Here is a 19,795-nt window from a genome sequence, read left to right as displayed (position 1 = left end):
ACGATTCAATTCTGTTTTTTCTATATGAAGGGGGAACTGTATGACACAGAAACATCCGGATTTTGAAAAAGAACGACACCGCTTAGCCTACACAAAAGATTACATGGAGCAACTTCTAGTAGAGTCGCAACGAGATGTTCAATCCGCACAAGAGAACATTCGACAATCCATGGCCGACCTCGATTATTTAGATTCCAGTTTGAGTTATTTGAATATCTTAACCAATGCAAGGTTTTTTGAAATGGCACGTTCTCAGCGAGAAGGATTAGAGGCTATTCGTCAAAAGCCTTATTTTGCGCGGATCCATTTCCAAAAAGATGGAGAAGAGGCGGAAGAACTTTACATAGGAAAGACTTCTCTTTTCCATCGAGATACACAGGAGCCAATTATTGTGGACTGGCGCTCCCCTGTTGCAAATGTCTATTATGATGGACGGCTCGGAGATATTGAGTATGACGTGCGAGGCGAACGAAATCATGGACATCTCTTTTCGAAGCGTCAGTATACAATTGAAGATGGAGAATTATTAGACGTACGAGACATTGATTTAACGACTAATGACGAACTGTTACAAGAAGCGTTGTCTGGAAAGGCAGACGTGCGACTAACAGAGATTGTCTCGACAATTCAAGCCGAACAAAATGAAATCATTCGCGCTCACTTAAAGCAGCCGATTATTGTGCAAGGTGCAGCAGGAAGCGGTAAAACAACGATTGCGCTTCACCGAATCTCGTACTTTCTTTATACGATGGGCGAACACTTCCCTGCCGAAAAATTAATGATTTTAGCTCCTTCCCAGTTATTTATGGGGTACATTGCGGATGTACTTCCAGAACTTGGCGTTGGGAAAATCCAACAAACCACCTTCAGTGATTATGTCCAAGCTGCAACCTCTAGTAAGTTGAAATTGCGTGATGCCAATGAAAAGCTTGCCATGCTGATGGAAAAAGAAGCGCTCGATGAACAAACTGCTTGGATTTCTAGATGGAAAGGATCGCTTGTTTGTAAATCATTAATAGATCAGTACTTGGCTGAGCTTGAAAAGGATATTACGCATTTGTTTGATGATATTTATTTAGAGAAATATCGCATTATGCGTAAAGAACGATTGCAGCAATTGTTTCTAACCGAATTTGCTTACATGCCTGTTGAAAAACGATTAGCACGTATTAAAACGGTATTACAATCGCACGTTCGACAAAAAAAGAAAGAACTTCTTCATTTATTAGCAAAAAAATATGATGAAGCGCTCGATAAAGCTTTGTTTGGGTTGCGAGATGCTGACAAACGAAAAGAACAAACGACAAGGCTAATTGATGAACGCGATCACCGTTTACCTATCATTGAAAAACAATCGAAAACGCTCGTTTCTTCCTATATGAAGCGATTTACAAAGCATAAAACGAAAGATCTTGTCCAATCATTTTATTTAGCAGTGCCTAGCTTAGCGAATTGGACAGAAGCCCAAACAGCTTCGTTTTTAACGTACCAATCATCGATTGAATGGGAAAATGAGGATTTAGCTAGTCTGTTTTATATGCAAGCTAAGTGGAAAGGGATTTCGGAGGAGCACAAAATGCGGGTCGTCTTTATCGATGAAGTCCAGGATTATAGTGAATTTCAACTTGCAGCGTTAAAAGAGGGCCTGGAAACGGATATGTTCACAATGGTTGGCGATCTCGCGCAAGGAATACACAGCTACCGTTCCCTTACGAACTGGGATGGGGTACTGGATTTATTCCCAAGAGCGAACTTCCAAACATTACAAAAGAGCTACCGTACAACCATTGAAATTATGACTGTTGCCAATCAATTACTCGAGCAAATGGAAGAGAATTTGCCACTAGTCGAACCAGTTGTGAGACATGGAATCTTACCTCAATTCCATCCTGCCGATTCTCTCACACCGGACTATGTGAAAGTGTTACTAGATAAAATTAAAGCCAGTGGACACCGGTCAATCGCTATCATTACGAAAACGGCTGTGGAAGCAAAACGTCTTTATGGGCAATTAAAAAAGACCCTCGCTGTTCAACTTTTACAAGAAGGCGAAGAAATTGATCCTTCGTGTACCTTAATTGTTCCAAGTCATTTAGCAAAGGGTCTTGAATTTGACGCTGTCATTGTAACTGCATTAGATAGTGTGTACCGTGATCACCCAATTGACCGTAAATTATTGTATGTGGCGATGACGCGACCGATGCATGAGTTACATTTAGTTGCTCCAAGTATCTCTCATTTTCTTTTCACCGAATCTATGATTTCTGATAAAAATCTACTTGATGTTGTTTCGTGAATGCAGCTCGTTCATACAGCTTTAATGCCTCTTCATTTTCCAGTTCTACATCCAGTAGCACAAAGGCTTTTTCCATTTGAGCGGCAAGATGTTTCACAAACGCTAGTAAAGTAGTGCCGATTCCTTTTCCTTGATGCATCGGCAACGTAGCCAGTGCGGTTACCCATAGTGCATGATCACTTTCGACTGCCGTAACTGTCGCAATGGTTTTGTCTTTTTCCCTATATTCGAACATATGACATTTCGGATGTTCTAAGTTCCAATCAATGAGTGCTTCTGCTTCCGCTTCGGTATCTCCGAACGCTTGCATGAGCACTTTTTTTAAGTCAGGGTGATTCGATTCAACTAGTCGAATGAGCGTAAAATTCTTTTCATTTCCAATTGCAGAAGATGCTTGCATCGTTGCCTCTGAAAATTGTAAGTGATAGCCAACTGATGCCAAAAACTTTCTTGGCACTTCCCTTGCATCAAATGTTAATGCTGTGTCTTCGTTAGCATCACGCAATTCTAATTGTTTTTGCACTTCTGCATAGAGACGCATGCCAATCTTTTCACCACGATAGTCTGGATGAACGACCATGCTCCATTCATACACATGTAAGCCAATCATATCGAACGCAGATGCCACACCCACTAATTCGTCCCCTTTATAAGCGGCACATAAAAATCCGCGAGCAGAAACATCGACTAATACATCCATATTGAGTAATAGTTCGTAATTTAACGTATCTTCTTGAATGGCGTATTGTAGAAACTCGGTGACTTCCTCCGCAGTATCCGTATCAATGGGTATGGATATTGTCATCAAATCAATTGTCATTTCGAAACCTCCAATAGAATAGTTTTGAAATCCTTAAAAACGGCTATATAATACCAACACTTGCGTTTTGAAGGAGATTCTACATCATGAAAAACACGCGTCTAACTTGGGTGGATGTGACAAAAGGGTTGCTAATGATTCTAGTTGTCATCGGACACTATCCTGGTCATCTTGACTTTCCACTTGGTAAATATATTTATTGGTTTCATATGCCTGCTTTCTTTTTACTTAGCGGTATGTTCTTCAAACCTATTTTAGAAAAAGGAAAAACGAAAGAAGCAATATATAAACGGTTTATGCAATTGATCGTACCATATTTATTTTTCCTTGTAATGATAACCGTCATTCGATATGGCATGGAAATAGGAGCAGGAAATACCGATCTTTCGTGGTATTTGCATGATTTATGGACATTAGTAATTGGAGGACGCTTCGCAAGAGGAGCATACGGCGTCTTCTGGTTTGTAACTACCTTATTTTTTGCGTACTTATTTTTCATTGTCATGACGAAATATTTATCTCGAGCAAAGCAATTTGTTCTACTAATCGCTCTATACGTGTTAGCGCATTTAGAGAGTATTTATGCTATGCAAATTATTGGAGGAGCTCCCGATAAAGCGTCCCAAACAATTCCAATGATTTGGAATATAGACGTTGCTTTTATGGCTCTCGTCTATTTTGCGATCGGATTCTATTGGAAAGATTTTTGGATGGCTATATCAAATCGCGCACTTGCTTACGCCATTATTGCGGCAAGTATCGTAGTGACTTTAGATTGGAATAAAGTGATTGATTATCATTTAAGCATGAAGTTTTTACGATACGAACATGCTGTTTTGGATTTGCTTGTTCCATTAGCTTTTACAACAATTATTGTTGGTGTTTTTCAGCGTATCACCCAACGAATGCCATTAACCGTGTTACAACGAATTGAAAAACACTCGATTTCTATCATGTACTTACACATCTTTACTGATATCGTGTTGAATGATTATTTCCGTTACGGATTAATCGGCTTTACAGCAGCTGGATTGCTCATTCCAATTGGTGCATCAATTGTGATTTCAAAATTAGTACCTTATGGAAAACTTCTACTTGGAGGATTCAGAGGTCGAAAACCGAAAAAAGATCGCCAACCATTACCAATTTAATGCAAGATAACACAAAAACCCGGACTTTTAAACGCCCGGGTTTTCTTCTATTTATGGTGTTTTGAGTGATGCAGCGTTCACATCGTTTTCATTTGACTGTAGCATTTGGTAAAAGCGACCTTTTTTCTCCAATAACTCAGGCCGAGCGCCAGCTTCTACAATTTTTCCATTTTCCATTACAAAGATAAGATCTGCTTTTTTCACCGTATTCAATCGATGCGCAATGACAAAACTCGTGCGTCCAGCCATTAGTCGTTCCAATGCTTCCTGTATTTTCATTTCGGTGACGGTATCAATGCTACTCGTCGCTTCGTCCAGCAGAAGAATGACAGGGTCTGCAATGAGCGCACGAGCAATGGATAATAGTTGCTTCTGGCCTTGGCTAATTTCTCCGCCATCCGCTGACAAGATGGTGTCGTATCCTTCCGGTAATTGTTCGATAAATTCGTGTGCATTTGCTTCCATGGCCGCTTGTCGAATCTCTTCATCCGTAGCATGTAGTTTTCCGTATCGGATATTCTCTTTTACTGAAGCCTCAAACAGAAACGGATCTTGCAAAACGAATGCCATTTGACTACGCAACGAAGCTCGAGAAATGGTCGCAATTGGTCTGTCATCTAACAGAATCTGACCTTTTTTCGCATCGTAAAACCTTGCGAGCAGCTGCATAATCGTTGTTTTCCCTGCTCCCGTTGCACCAACTAATGCCACGGTTTTGCCAGCTTCTACTTGGAATGAAACATCTTGAATCGTCCACTCTTGCTCCGCTAACTCATATTTAAAGTACACATTTTCGAATGTTACATTCCCATTTAGTGTTACTTCATTTCCCTTTGCTTCATCGATTTCTTCGGGTTCGTCCACAATAGCAAATACTCGCTCCGCACCAGCAATCGCTGATAAAACGGTATTAAATTGATTCGCCAAATCGTTTAAAGGACGCGTAAATTGTCTCGCATATTCCGAGAAAATCACGATGGTACCTATACTCACATGCCCATTGAGCGCAAGAATACCACCGACACCCGCTACAATGGCAAAACTTGCATTGTTCAGCATATTCATTACTTTAGGAATAAAACCCGAGTAGGTTAATGCCCAGAAGCCGGTAACTCGAAGTCGCGAATTCTTTTCAATGAACTCCTCCATCACACGGTTTTCCTGAGAGAAAGCCTTTACGATGCGTTGACCCGAGATCGTTTCTTCGACCATCCCATTTAACTCACCAATCGCAGCTTGTTGCTCTTTAAATAACTTGCCCGTTCTTCTCGTAATCCAGCGCATCGCGATATACATCACTGGAATAATCAACATAGTAAGCAACGTTAACAAAGGGCTTAACGATAGCATCACAACTACCGTTCCAGTTAACGTTAAAATACTGGAGAACACTTGAATAAAGGAACTATTTAACGTGGAGCTGACATTTTCAATGTCATTCGTTACGCGTGACATCAACTCACCGTGTTTGCGTTTATCAAAAAAGCTTACGGACAGCTTTTGGAAATGCGCAAAAATAGTCGTTCGCATCCGGTAAATCGTCTGTTGGGCAATTCCAATCATCCAAATGTTTTGTAAAAACAAACTGATGGATAAAAACAGATAAATCAACACTAACCAGACAATCATTGGAATTATTCCATCGGTTTTCATTGGAACAACATACGTATCAATAATATGGCCGATTAAATAAGGGCCGAGCAAAGATAAAGCAGAACTAATTACGACTAACGCAAGAACGATGATGAGGAGACCGCGTTGTTCATCAACTAATTTCCAAATTCGTTTTAAGACGTTTTGCCAATCATTTGCACGTTCTTGTTTCTTCTTTTTCACTGGCTGAAGATCCTTTTTTGAGAGGATAGGGGCGTATCCAAAAGGCTGTTTCCACGTATTACGCATTTTCTTGCCCCCCTTCCTGTGACGCGACGATTTCCCGATACAATTGAGATTGCTCGAGCAACTCGACATGTGATCCATACCCTACCACTTTCCCGTGGTGCAGAAGTAGAATCGCGTCTGCTCCTTTAGCCGTTCTAATTTTCTGTGTCACCACAAGCATCGTCGCTTTTTCTTTCTCCAATGCTTCCCAAAGTGATGCTTCTGTTTTCACATCTAGTGCACTTGTACTGTCATCTAATAACAAAATTTCAGGTTTCCGAACGAGGGCACGTGCAATCGATAATCGTTGCTTTTGTCCACCAGACAAATTCACACCTTTTTGTCCAACTAACGTATCGTATCCTTGCGCAAATCCTTCCACCGATTGATGGATTTGTGCTTGAATTGCGGCCGCTTGTACTTCTTCCTTTGTTGCCTCTTCTTTCCCCCACCCTAAATTTTCGTGAATACTTCCTGTAAATAGTAGAGAAACTTGAGGGACTAGCCCAATCGCTTGGCGCAAACTCTCAAGTGACCATTCTTTTACATCTTGCCCATCGACCTTGACACTGCCGGATGTAGCTTCGTAGAAACGAGGGATTAAATTTAATAGCGTTGTTTTTCCCGAGCCAGTCGCACCCATAATCGCAAGCTTCTGGCCGCTTTTCACATGGAATGAAATTTCCCGCAGGACTGGTTGCCCTTTATTCCCATATCGAAACGATACATTTTCAAACGTAATCTCCCCGTATTTAATCGGTTCGAATTTCCCCGTTGTCACTTCGCGTTCAAGTCCTTCATTCACCAAAAGCACTTCTTCCATCCGCTCTGCAGAAGCTTTGGCACGAGAATACGCCATAATAATAAAAGCAAACATGGAAAATGCACCTGTCATCCGCATCGCGTAATTGACGATAGCAACTAAGTCACCAATTTCAGCGTTGCTCGTGCGAATTTCCTCTGCACCAAATGCAATTACTGCAAGGAGACTCATATTCATCACAAATAAAAGAACAGGCAAAATCCACTCCATTATACGGAGCGCCTTCGTTGTATCATTTCTCAACACACTTGCCACTTGCTCAAATCGGCTCGCTTCATACGCTCCTCGAAGATATGCCTTAATCAACCGTACCGCTTGAAGATTTTCTTGGATGACGCGATTCACTCGATCTAAGCGAACCTGTACAAGACTAAAATAAGACACACCTTTTTTCACCATAAAATAAAGAAAAATAGCAAGAAATGGCGCGCCAATTACTAAAAACATCGCCATATATGGATCAACAACAAACGCCATCACAATACTTCCCACGACAAGAAGTGGAGCCCGTAACATAATGCGAAGACTCATAAACAGAACATTTTGCACCATCGTAACATCACTCGTTAATCGAGTAATCAGCCCCGCAGCGGGAAAGCGACTAAATGTCTCCATTGAAAACTTCTGCACTTGCGTAAAAAGCGCATTTCGAAGATCATACGCAAAACTTTGAGAAGCATGCGAAGCAAAAAACGAATTCGTCGCACCAGACAAAAATGCCAGAATCGCCATACCCATCATGGCCGCACCCCATGTCCAAATGACATTTGCATCCTCATTCAAAATTCCATCATCGATAATCTTAGCGATAAACAATGGTTGTAACAACTCAACTGATAACTCAATCAACATCAACACTAACGCCACAATAATCGGGAATTTATATGGCTTTATGTAAGAAAAAACAGTTTTCATCCAGCAAACACCAATCTTTCGTTAAACGAATTATTCTTTTATTATACAGAAAGTTCGCGCAACTGGATATGTACAATAGGCTGAAGTTGAGAGGGATTATGGTGCTGAATAGAGTGTAGGGAAGAAGGTTATATTTTGGGATTGAGACAATTTTTGTGAGATTAGGTCACTCGGCGTTGGGATTAAGACACTTTCGAATGCCATTGGGACACTCTGCCGAAACATTGGGACACTTTGCCGAAACATTGGGACACTCTCTCCAAACATTAGGACACTCTGCCGAAACATTAGGACACTTTGCTCCTGAATGAGGATTCTCTCTATATATTGTAGTTCTTTTCTTTCTAATAGGTAGATTTTCGGCTAGCCGAAAATCATCTACTCGGAAAAGGAGACAATATTATCAAATGTGTGCCGATAAATAAGAATTCACTTCTGTTCCCTTACGGAAATCGAGATTATGGCTGCTAAGCATTTGTTCAACATAAAAAAACCGTAGCTACACGTGAAGCTAGTGTAACTACGGTTTTGATTAGTTAGATTTTAAATTGTTGAACGAGTTTTTGAAGATCAGACGATAGATTACTTAAAACGTCGGAAGAAGAAGTTATCTCTTCCATGGATGCATTTTGTTCTTCTGCAGCGGCTGCTACTGTTTGTGCACGTTCAGATGCTTCGGCAGATAACGTTTCGACGTCTTTTACGCGTGTTTCCATTTGTTGTGCTGAGGCGTTCATCTCTTGAATAATCGCGGTGATTTCTTCTGTTTGCGCGGAAACGTCCGAAATCATTTTTGCGATGTCATCATAACTTTGGCTTGATTTTTCCGCAAGTCCTATCCCTAGCGCAACTTCTTTCGAAGATCCTTCCATCGAGTGGATCGCTTCTTTTACTTCTTTTTGAATCGAAGCTATGCGAGAGTGAATGTCTTTTGCCGCATTCGCTGATTGCTCAGCTAATTTACGAACTTCGTCTGCAACAACCGCAAAACCTTTACCATGTTCCCCAGCACGTGCTGCTTCAATTGCTGCATTCAAGGCAAGTAGGTTTGTTTGTTCCGCAATTGCTTTGATCACATCGACAATTTGACCAATTTCATCCGATTTCGTTCCAAGTCCTTGAACTACTTTCGCTGATTCTTCTGATACCGTTCGAATTTCATTCATTTTCTTACGAGTTTCATCCATTACTTCAAGTCCAGATGTCGTTAGCTCTGTTGTAGATACAGCCTTATCGGAAACATTGGATACTGCAGCTGAAGCTTGTTCCATTCCGATAGACATTTCTCCAATAGATTCTCGAACGTGTCGAACCGATTCTGCTTGGACTTCTGCTCCTTCTGAAACATCCGCCATCGATTCTGTAATTTGTTCCGTTGCACGGCTTGTTTCAGCTGCACTTACAGACACTTGTTCTGCGGACATGGCAACCGTAGATATCGAGGATTGCAAATCTCGGACAAGTTGTTGAAGCGTGCCAAGCATGGTGTTGAAATGACCGGCTAAATCACCAAACTCATCTTTATTTTTAATCGTAATTTCATCTACTGTTAAATCTCCTGTAGCCATTGCTTTAAATCGATCGCTTAGTAAACTTACTGGTTTGCGAATAAGACGGACAATAAATAGTGCAATACCAACAGTTGCTAAAATCGCAAGAATTATTCCGATACTAAGCGCCACAATGACAGAGGCAAATGTCGCACTAGATTGTTTTTGTAATTTTTCTGCTTCTGCAAAATCAATATAAACTAATTCATCAAGTGTGCGTTGTATAGAATCATATTGAACATTTCCAGTATAGGTTTTTTGAACTGCGAGTTTTTGATTGTCAGCGGTACTAGCAACTAGTACAGCTTCATTATTCGCTATGTAATCTTCCCATTTACGGACAATATCTTCATGAAGATTCACTGCCATAGGATCAGATAACAATTTTCCGTATGTATCTAATAATTCATTTACATGTTTCACTCGTTCATTAATGCGATCTTGTGTGTCACGCTTTGCATTAATATCAGTAGATAATACGTGACGTTGGGTCAACGCGACAACGTTTTCCATTTCATAGTTCAGTGATTTTACTGCGTCTATTCGAGGAATAATTTTATTGTTTAGTTCTTGTGTGCTTTGATTCAACATTAAAGAACTGTAAATTGCTATCCCGCTGACAATAAGGAAAAGTAAAATAATAAGAGAAAATGCTAGCAGTAATTTTTTTCGAATACTCATTTTAGCCGTGGCATTGTCACCAAAAGACTTTAACTTTCTTGAATAATTTCCTAATTTTTTGTTTCCTTTTACCTTTGGACTTTTTGGTCCTTTTGGTAGAGCCGTTTTTTTCCGTTTAGGTAATTTCGGCATCTTCGACTTCCAATTATTCATCTCCTAGCCCCCATTTTTCTCTTTTTCTCTTCTTCTTATCGACACATTTTTCAATATTTTCACTGTACTACTTTTTAACTAAAAAGAGTGAAAATACAATTTTATTTCTAAAATTAAACCGATAGTACTAATAAAAGCACTATTCTACCCCTTATTATATACTATCATTACTGTAATTTTTATCATTATTTTATTTTCTTCAAAATTATTATGCAAAAACAGCAAATGTTTCCATTTACTAAATTTTTCTGAATAAACGCTCTTTAACTAATGACTTGGTGTAAAGACTTCTCTATAATAGGAAGAAGTAAGCATATAAGGAGTATTTCATACATGAATCGTTTGCAAGAAATACTTGACCATGGTCAAGAAGTATTTAATCACGTTCCTTTTCCAATGATGATGACTACTCGCGAAGGTATTATAAAATGGTGGAGTCGTGAAGCGGAGAAAATCTTTGGTTTTCGTGCCGCAGAAGTGACAGACAATTTTTATCCATTCATAGGAGAGTCTCAATCGAGTTTATATAAGTCCACCTGGGATCAAGTCCTTCATAGCGTGGATCCTATTCGAATTGAGCATTTAAGCTTAAAGAAAAAAGATGGAGAATCTATTTCTGTCTCCCTTGTTTTGAAAGCTTTAACATTTGAACATGAACGGTATGTGTTCTTTCTATTTGACACGGGCAATTTTGTACATGCAGATGAGGCTTTTTCTACGCAAGAGTTATTTAGTTATAAGCAAGGAATAGATGAAACATTTATGCTGACGCACATTGATGCAGAAGGATTTCTCATTTATGCTAATGAGCAGTTTTTAAAGAAAAGCAAATGGACACCAAAACGCGTTCTTGGAAAGTCCTTTTGGCAAATGTTCCCGGACAAAAATGGAGAATCGGTTGCCAATTCCATTTGGTATGAATTGAGCAAACAGAAAGTGTACCAAGGTGCTGTTGAGAAGAAAACGAAAGATGGAGAAACTTACTGGGTGGATATGACAGCAATTCCTGTTCTGTCTAACTCACACGAGCCACTGTATTATGCAATCTTAGAACGAGATATTACGGATAAACAGAAGCTACAAACGCACCTCGAGCAAATTGCATATATTGACCCAGAAACAGGGTTAATGAATCGGTACCGCTTGGAATCTGTTGTTGATCAACAAATAGAAGAAGGAAAACATTTCTCACTCGTCTATATTGATATTGATAACTACCATGCACTCAAGTCTTTACACGATGTGGAAGCAGATGCTTCCTTATTAAATGAATTCGTGAAACGCGTGAAACGTTATTTCCAAGATAGTGTCATTGCCCGCGTTGGAATTGATGAATTTGTCGTACTTACGCCACTGAGTGATTGGTTTACACAAGGTTTTCTTCCGTATTTAAATCAAAATCCGATTTATTTACAAAACAAATCCATTCCGATTTCTATCAGCGGAGGAATTGCACGGTTCCCGGAAGATCAAACGACGTTTCAAAATTTGATGAAAGCTTCTCATATGACGCTTTTAAAAGTAAAACGAGAAGGTGGCGGCAACATCGTAACGTTGTCCAAATCCGATCATATTGCGTTAAGTCGAAAAGCGAAAATCGAAAAACGTTTAATCGAAGCGCTTAAACACGAAGACTTACATGTCGTATTCCAGCCACAGAAGAATCTCTCTTTAGGAAAAATAGAAGTGTATGAAACCTTTGTACGTTGGGAAGATCAGCAGTTAGGAACGATTTCTCCTGAGGAGTTAATCCCAATTGCCGAAGAAACCGGCATGATTCATGACATCGGCCTGTTTGTGTTAGATCAAGCATGTAAGCAAGCTGTTAAGTGGCAAAATGAAGGCAAAAATTATCGCGTTGCAGTCAACACCTCCATCCATGAATTTAAAGATAAAAACATGGCAAAGAAAATTAATATGGTGTTAGAGACGACGAATTGTCCTGCTAACTTATTACAAATTGAAATTAATGAATCGTTTGCGTTAGAAGCTGAGACGGAAAAGTCGATCAGTTCACAAATGAGTTTATTAGAAGAGCAAGGTGTTCAGTTTGTATTAGATGATTTCGGAAAAGGATATGGTTCTTTCCGTTATCTACAATTACTTCCTATTAAACAATTGAAAATTGACCGTTCGTTCATCTCCACCATTGCGACGAACGAAAAATCACTTCAATTAGTTAAAGGAATGGTCCAATTAGGGAAATCAATGGAAATCGAAGTCGTTGCTGAAGGTGTGGAAACAAGTGATCAATACGATTTGCTTGCGGAAATGAAATGCGACTTTGTTCAAGGATATTTAATCGGAAAACCTGTCGAAATTTAAGAAAAAGAAAAAAGACTGCTGTAGATCGTTTCTATCGTCGTAACTGTCAAAAGTTTACTAGATAGTTTCGCTACACCAGTCTTTTTTATTCCACGATTTCTTGGATTCGTTTGCGACGAAGAAACCGGAAAACTAATTGCATCATTACTTCCGCAAACACAAGACCCATCGCAATTGCGCCAGAGGTCATAAACGCACGTGTCGCAAAAAAGATTGCTTCATTAAAATTATTTTCCACGACATTTCGCATTGCGTTATATGCACTGCCCCCTGGAACTAAGGGAATGATTCCCGAGACACTGAAAACAATCATAGGTACACGGAATCTTTTGGCCAAAATATGTGCTAAAAGCGCAACGACAAATGCTCCCACGAAAGATGCCTGCGCTGTATCCGTCCAATTTGATTCGAATAAAAAATATAGAAGCCATCCAAACATGCCAACATATCCACAATGAATAATCATTTTGCGAGGTGCATTGAAAATCACCCCAAACGCAGCAGCTGCGATAAAACTAAAAACCGCTTGAATTAACCAAACCATCAGAATAGCCCCCCTGAAAATGACAAGATAAAGGCAATTCCTGCCCCAATGGCAAAGGCAGTCAAAAATGCCTCCGCCCCTTTCGAGACGCCAGAAACAAAATGACCAGCCATCATATCTCGAACGGCATTGGTAATTAATAATCCTGGCACTAAGGGCATGACGCCTCCAATAATAATCGTATTCAAATCAATTCCAAGATGTAAAATGACGGCTAAAAATCCGACAATTCCAACAGATAAAGCAGCCACAAATTCAGCGAAAAATTTCACGCGGGTAAGGTCATGAATATACGTCACAACTAAAAATCCGATTCCACCGGCGAGAACTCCTGCGGGAACATCCTGCCAATAGCCATCGAACAAAATTAAAAAACTTCCGCTTGCTATTGCTGCGGCAATAAACTGCATCCAAATCGGAAAAAGTAAATGCGCGGATGCAATTCGTTGTAATTCCTCGTATGATTCTTCAATCGTCAATTCGGCATTAGCCAGCTTTCGAGACACTTGATTCACGAGCGCTATTTTTTCTAAATCCGTAATCCGTTCCCGAATCGTCATTAAGCGAGTGGATCCATCTTTTCCGAGCGAGAACATGATTCCAGTAGGCGTCACAAAACTTTGCGTACCAATTAGTCCTTGTGCAATCGCCATTCGAGACATCGTATCTTCTACTCGGTACGTTTCCGCACCACTCTCTATCATTAACCTTCCAGCAAGTAGACAACTATCTACCGCCAACTCCATTTGATCTTTATCCACTTGCCTCACCCCAATCCACATTTCTTTCATTCATCGTATCTAATCTATTCCCCTAGGTCAAAAGAATATGCAGGAAAAAGATAGGCTGTCAAACAATGAAGAAGGAAAATGTGAGTTGGAAGCTCGAAAACAAAATCTCATTCTACAATAAATGGTATCGTGATGAATTTCTACACCGTATCCCAAGCGTTCTACCTTATTTTGTTAAATGAACTCCTAGATTTGTCATCAAAAAACGGCCCCTGTTTGTTGCTGACAATAAAAAAACGTATAACGAGTAGTCACTCGTCATACGCCCTTTTTCACTTCAAGTTTAATTGACTAATTGGTTGAAACGTATCTAAATCATAGCTCTTCACTTCACTCATAGAGACGGTATATAACGTGTCTTTGCTATAAATCATACGTTGCACTGATTTTTGCCAATCCTCGTATTGCTGTCCATTATTCAGAGGTCGAATTAAATCCGCTTTTTTGGTGATGCCAGATGACACATCAATTTGATAAACGAGTGCACCCTCTCCTTTGAAGGTACTGTTTCCGCCCATCTCCCCTTCATATAGTGATACTGGGAATCCGTACAATCCTCTTTCTTGATGTTGGAACAATGCTTTGTGGTCATGTTGTAGTTGACTGTAAGTTCCTGGTCCACCAATTATTTCGGTATCTTGCTCTTTTGGATTTTCAAGATCCGTTACGTCAAATAACGAGATTTTCATTCCTCCAGTCATTAGCATCGGTTCATCCGACCAATCGGTATCGACCATTTCCGTCTCAAAGCCAAATCCGATTAAATGGGTGTCGTCTAAAGGATGTATATAGTTGCTAAATCCAGGAATTTTAAGTTCTCCTAACACTTTCGGTGCTACGGGATTGGAGACATCAAACACAAAAAGTGGATCCGTTTGTTTAAATGTCACCATATACGCTTTATCCCCCATAAATCTAGCTGAATAGATTCTTTCTCCATCCGCTAATCCCTCGATCGAACCTACTTGTTTGAGCCCACCATCTAAAATGAATAAATTGTTTTTCGAAGGTTTTTCTTCATTCCAAGCAAAGCCTTCTGTTGTCACGACTCGGAAGTGGTCGTTATATTCATCCATGGAAAACTGATTTAATAACATGCCGTCGACTCGAGCTGAAGCCATGAACTTCACTGCAGATCCATCGAGTGTAAACTTAAAGATTTCCGTATCACTTTCCGATGGATTCCAAATTTCTATCGCGGGACCCCCTTGTGTGGAAGCTGTATCCTCATAAATCGAGGCAGTTAAATACAAGTTTTGTTTCGACATATAGAGGGATTGGCTACCTCCTAAATATCCTTTTGTCTCCACCACATTTTCAACTGGCTTTGTTAGATCAAAGGAAGTAATGACCGTGTAAGACGGCTCAATGGAGCCTGGTAAAATGGATAAATCGTTCGTTTCCATTGGAGACGGATTTGATCCTAGTTTGGAATCTGTCGTCATCGGACGAAGTTCTGTATCATCTTCCATTGCCCAGAAGTTCGGGGTGACACTCGTGATAAAATAGAACGTATTGTCAGCTAATCTCGCACCTTGTAAATAACCTTCTGTCGAAAACTCTCGTACTAGGTTTGGATTACTAGGTGTGGACACGTCATAAATCATGGCTGTTGTCGCACTTCTCATTGGCATGATCATTGGATTTTCTTTCCTAGCTGCACCTTCCTCTTCATTATTCATCCAAGTAGATTTATTCGCTAAAATGATTAATGTTTGACCTTCTAAAAACAAATGACTTGGATAGGTGTATTGATCCATTTTAATTGTGTGCAATTTCTTCATTGCAGTTGGGTTCGTAATATCCGAAATGTGTACCCTGTTTTCTTCTAAACTGTATAAAACGTTCCCGTCCGTTTTTACGATATCGCCTTCATCCACCCCATCCACTTGGTTATTTGTGGTGGAGTAATCTCCTTTTTCTGCACTAGCAGACTCATTAGAACTCGTACTGTCTCCACTTTCATATACAATTCCCCCGGATGCGGAATTGTTTCGTTTCAATATTTTTTTAATTCGCACGAAATATTCGCGAATCTCGGAAGTGGATTTTACAGTTGGCAATTCTTGATATACGGAAAATTCGATTCTTGATGTTGTCATGGATTGAAGAAATCCTCCACTTACAGCGGAATGATCGACAAACAATGCATAACTACCCGGTTCCAAATTGGAAACCACGACTTGTTTCCCTGACATAGACAACCGAATGTCAGCAGAAATCTTCTCTCCCCGCTGGTCAATCACATATACTTTCCCATCTTTAATCGCTGATTTCTTTAATGGCTTTGAAAATACCGCACTCCAACCATTTTCCTCTAAGGCAACTGTAGACGCGTTAACATTCACACGATCAATATTCATGGCAAATAACAACACGAGAGAGATAATCATTGCCGATACAATAATCCATTTTGTTTGTTTTCTCACCTTGATCCGCTCCTTTTCTATTCTCTAACCCATTAGACTGGAAACATTGGAAAAAGTTACAGGCATTCTGAAAATCTCGTTGCTTATTTCTCGAGATGTTACACCTTCTAATAGGACCAGCTAATATTTCGTATAGCGAAAATTCCGATTGTATCCTATAATAAAAAGGAAATACATCATGTGAAGGAGGATTCGATGAAAAGTATTACTCGTTTTTCTAATGCTCTCATGGAGCGATATTTACCTGATCCATACATATTTGTTGCTATCTTAACGCTACTTGTTTTCCTTCTCGGTATTGGGTTAACAGACTCAGGTCCACTTGATATGGTGACATACTGGGGAGATGGATTCTGGGGGTTACTTGCATTCACGATGCAAATGGTTATTGTTCTAGTAGCAGGACATGTTTTGGCTAGTAGCCCACTATTTAAGCGATTGCTTTCTGGAATGGCCAATGGTGCAAAGTCACCTGGGTCAGCTATTTTACTTGTGACATTCGTTTCCCTAATCGCTTGTTGGATTAATTGGGGATTCGGACTTGTGATCGGTGCTTTATTTGCAAAGGAAATAGCAAAAAAAGTTCCGACAGTAGACTATCGATTATTGATCGCAAGTGCTTATTCGGGATTTGTAATTTGGCACGGGGGATTAGCTGGTTCCATTCCTCTTTCGATTGCGACAAAAGATCATCCATATCAAGATATAATGGGGATTGTTCCAACAACTGAAACTATCTTTTCGACGTATAACTTACTAATCGTCATCGTATTAATCATCACGATTCCATTATTGAATCGCTGGATGATGCCGAAAAAAGAAGACACGTTCATGATTGACCCTGCTTTGTTACAGGATGAGCCGATTATCGAGAAGCCAGAAACGATTACTCCTGCTTCACGATTAGAAGATAGTTATATTCTTTCGATGTTAATAGGACTCATTGGGGTCATCTATTTAGTGTGGCACTTCGCCACCCGTGGCTTTGACTTAAACATTAACATTGTCAATTTCTTGTTTGTCATTTTAGGTATCATTTTCCACGGGACACCGAGAAATTATTTGGCTGCGGTTGCAAATGCGGTCAAAACAGCTGGCGGAATTATCATCCAGTTCCCATTCTATGCAGGAATCATGGGAATGATGGTAACTTCTGGCCTTGCAGGTGTCGTGTCCGAAGCTTTCGTTAGCATTTCGAATGAACACACCTTCCCGCTCTTTACATTTTATGCAGCAGGAATTGTGAATTTCTTCGTACCTTCCGGTGGTGGTCAATGGGCAGTACAAGCACCTATTATGCTCGATGCTGCGAACTCTCTTGGTGTCAGCTATTCAAAAACAGCGATGGCTATCGCTTGGGGAGATGCGTGGACGAATATGATTCAGCCTTTCTGGGCACTTCCGGCATTAGCAATCGCTGGTCTTCGCGCAAAAGACATCATGGGTTATTGTGTATTTGTTTTGATATTAAGCGGAATCGTCATTAGTTTAGGACTTTATTTCTTCTAAACACCTAGTAGCACCAAAAAAGACATCGTCTCTGTCAACGGGAGACGATGTCTTTTCTTATACACTCTCTTCGAGCCATTCTGCTAGAAGTGATTCTAATTGCTGTTCTACTTTCACTTTTTCTTCTTGTTGTGTTTCGTAGACGTTCCAATCGGATTCATTTTCCATTGCCTGTGTTATAGATTCCAATTTTCTTTCTAAGTCTGCAATTTCTTCCTCCACATTTCGTTGTGGTTCTGGTTTTCTTTTTTCCGGTTTGTCATGACGCATCTTTTCAACCGGTGCTTGCTCCACTCGATACACTTCATCCCATTTTTTCCGTGCATATTCATAGGATCCTTCAAATGTCACAATCGATTGATTTTCAAGCCACGCAGTTCTTGGAAAAAGTTTGTTTAAGAAGTAACGATCATGTGAAACAGCAAGTATCGTCCCAGTAAATTCTTCCAATGCATCTTCCAACACTTCACGAGATTCAATATCTAAATGATTAGTCGGTTCGTCTAACAATAAGAAATTGACGTCTTGATGCATCAGCTGCGCTAGTCGTAAACGCATTTTTTCTCCACCACTTAAATCCCCTACACGTTTAAAAACATCCGGCCCATAAAACATAAACTTCGCAAGAATTTGTCTCGCTTCTCCTTCGAAAACGGCGACTTCGTCTCGAAACACATCGATTAATCGCGCTTTTTTATCCTCGACGACAAAGTGTTGGGATAGAAATCCTACTTTTACATTCGAACCAATTTTCACGATCCCTTCACTAGCTTGTTCTTGTTCTAATGCAAGTTTTAAAATAGTCGATTTCCCAGTGCCGTTTCTTCCGACAATTGCCATTCGATCTTGCCAATGAACCGCCATATTCACATGTTGAAAAAGCACGTTCGTTTCGTACCGCTTTGTGACATCCTCTAAAATCAGCACTTCTTTTCCACTTCGATCGGTCGATTCAAATTCTAGTTGCATCTTTTTAGGATCAATTATTGGTTTACGAAGTTTTTCCATTCGCTCTAATGCTTTTTCCATACTAGAAGCACGACGATGCAGTCCTGCATTTGGAGGATTCGCTTCATTTGCCCAAATCCGTAATCGTTTAATCGTTTCCCGCATCTTCTTGATTTTTTTCTGTTGTTCCTCATATTGTTGGAACTCACGCATTAGTCTCTCTTCTTTTTGCACAAGAAACGAGGAGTAGTTTCCGTGATAGACATGGAATTCTCCGTCTTCTAAATCGACTACTTTTGTTACAACTTCGTCTAAAAAATAGCGGTCATGACTGACGATGACAATGGTGCCACTGTAGTCACGCAAATAGCTTTCCAGCCATTCTACTGCAAACAAGTCCAAATGATTCGTCGGTTCATCTAGCAATAGTAAATCAGGTTGAGTTAGCAGCAATTGGCCAAGCATGATTTTCGTTTGCTCTCCACCACTCATGGTTGAAAACGCTCGCTCGACAAATCCGTGCAATTGAAGTCCTTCTATCATTTTTTCGAGCTCCGCATCCATCTCGTAACCGCCACGCATACTAAACTGTTCTTGTAGTCACCATATTTACTTAAAATCCGTTCTAATTGATCTGGAGATGCTGTCGTCATTTGGGACTCCATGTCTTCCATTTGACGCTTCATCTCGTGTAATTCAGAAAATGCGAGCATCATGACATTTCGGCCAGATAATGTGCTTTCATAGGCAGGTATTTGTGCTAAATAGCCAATTTGCGTTCCTTTTTTGAATGAAATAATCCCTTGATCAGGAGACTCAATTCCCGCAATTAATTTGAACAAAGTTGTCTTACCCGATCCATTCCGGCCAACGATTCCTACTTTATCTCCTGTTTTTATATGCAACGACACATTGTCAAAAATGGTATTCCCACCGAGCATTTTACTTATTTCTTGTACTGTACATATCATTCTTTTCG

11 protein-coding genes and 1 pseudogene are annotated in these 19,795 nt (G+C 40.1%); 4 read left to right on the top strand and 8 right to left on the bottom strand.

Annotated features, from left to right (window positions below; genetic code table 11):
- The first annotated feature begins 40 nt into the window (after positions 1-40).
- Entirely contained in the window at positions 41-2,296 is a 2,256-nt protein-coding gene (gene helD / locus D3873_RS01905; RefSeq protein WP_119882429.1) for an RNA polymerase recycling motor HelD, read from the top strand.
- On the opposite strand, the gene D3873_RS01900 is transcribed toward helD, so the two are convergent.
- Positions 2,256-3,116, bottom strand: coding sequence for a GNAT family N-acetyltransferase (locus tag D3873_RS01900; protein WP_119882428.1), 861 nt, complete (start codon positions 3,114-3,116; stop codon positions 2,256-2,258). The two genes, helD and D3873_RS01900, sit on opposite strands and share 41 nt — an antisense overlap.
- A gap of 86 nt (positions 3,117-3,202) precedes the next feature.
- Between D3873_RS01900 and D3873_RS01895 the strand changes: the two genes are divergently transcribed.
- Positions 3,203-4,267: an acyltransferase family protein gene (locus tag D3873_RS01895; RefSeq protein WP_119882427.1), complete on the top strand. Its 1,065-nt coding sequence runs from the start codon at positions 3,203-3,205 to the stop codon at positions 4,265-4,267.
- A gap of 51 nt (positions 4,268-4,318) precedes the next feature.
- On the opposite strand, the gene D3873_RS01890 is transcribed toward D3873_RS01895, so the two are convergent.
- From D3873_RS01890 to D3873_RS01880, 3 genes are all read right to left on the bottom strand, one after another.
- Positions 4,319-6,169, bottom strand: a complete 1,851-nt coding sequence (locus tag D3873_RS01890) for an ABC transporter ATP-binding protein (RefSeq protein WP_119882426.1) — start codon at positions 6,167-6,169, stop codon at positions 4,319-4,321.
- A complete protein-coding gene (locus D3873_RS01885) occupies positions 6,162-7,886 on the bottom strand; it encodes an ABC transporter ATP-binding protein (RefSeq protein ID WP_119882425.1) in 1,725 nt (574 codons plus the stop codon). Before D3873_RS01885 ends, D3873_RS01890 begins: the two co-directional genes overlap by 8 nt.
- A gap of 536 nt (positions 7,887-8,422) precedes the next feature.
- Positions 8,423-10,270, bottom strand: a complete 1,848-nt coding sequence (locus D3873_RS01880) for a methyl-accepting chemotaxis protein (RefSeq protein WP_119882424.1) — start codon at positions 10,268-10,270, stop codon at positions 8,423-8,425.
- Positions 10,271-10,603: 333 nt separating this feature from the next.
- On the opposite strand from D3873_RS01880, the gene D3873_RS01875 reads away from it, so the two are divergent.
- On the top strand, positions 10,604-12,595 hold the full coding sequence (locus D3873_RS01875) for a bifunctional diguanylate cyclase/phosphodiesterase (protein ID WP_119882423.1): 1,992 nt from the start codon (positions 10,604-10,606) through the stop codon (positions 12,593-12,595).
- Positions 12,596-12,680: 85 nt separating this feature from the next.
- Here the strand turns inward: D3873_RS01875 and D3873_RS01870 are convergent, their stop codons facing one another.
- The 3 genes from D3873_RS01870 to D3873_RS01860 form a co-directional block, all read right to left on the bottom strand.
- A complete protein-coding gene (locus tag D3873_RS01870) occupies positions 12,681-13,139 on the bottom strand; it encodes a threonine/serine exporter family protein (RefSeq protein ID WP_119882422.1) in 459 nt (152 codons plus the stop codon).
- The gene (locus D3873_RS01865; protein ID WP_420798998.1) at positions 13,139-13,885 is read right to left on the bottom strand and encodes a threonine/serine exporter family protein; all 747 of its coding nucleotides are present in this window, start codon (positions 13,883-13,885) and stop codon (positions 13,139-13,141) included. The genes D3873_RS01870 and D3873_RS01865 overlap by 1 nt, the downstream gene beginning before the upstream one ends.
- A 317-nt stretch (positions 13,886-14,202) precedes the next feature.
- Positions 14,203-16,359 carry a beta-propeller domain-containing protein gene (locus D3873_RS01860; protein ID WP_119882421.1) on the bottom strand — a complete coding sequence of 719 codons (2,157 nt, stop codon included), beginning with the start codon at positions 16,357-16,359 and terminating at the stop codon, positions 14,203-14,205.
- 195 nt (positions 16,360-16,554) lie between these two features.
- On the opposite strand from D3873_RS01860, the gene D3873_RS01855 reads away from it, so the two are divergent.
- The gene (locus D3873_RS01855; RefSeq protein ID WP_119882420.1) at positions 16,555-17,868 is read left to right on the top strand and encodes a short-chain fatty acid transporter; all 1,314 of its coding nucleotides are present in this window, start codon (positions 16,555-16,557) and stop codon (positions 17,866-17,868) included.
- A gap of 57 nt (positions 17,869-17,925) precedes the next feature.
- Here D3873_RS01855 and abc-f read toward each other — a convergent pair.
- Positions 17,926-19,787 (bottom strand): annotated as a pseudogene (gene abc-f / locus D3873_RS01850) (ribosomal protection-like ABC-F family protein).
- Between the last annotated feature and the right edge of the window lie 8 nt (positions 19,788-19,795).

The sequence above is a fragment of the Paenisporosarcina cavernae genome (assembly GCF_003595195.1).
GTDB classification, from domain to species: domain Bacteria; phylum Bacillota; class Bacilli; order Bacillales_A; family Planococcaceae; genus Paenisporosarcina; species Paenisporosarcina cavernae.
This window is presented reverse-complemented; position numbering and strand designations above follow the sequence as displayed.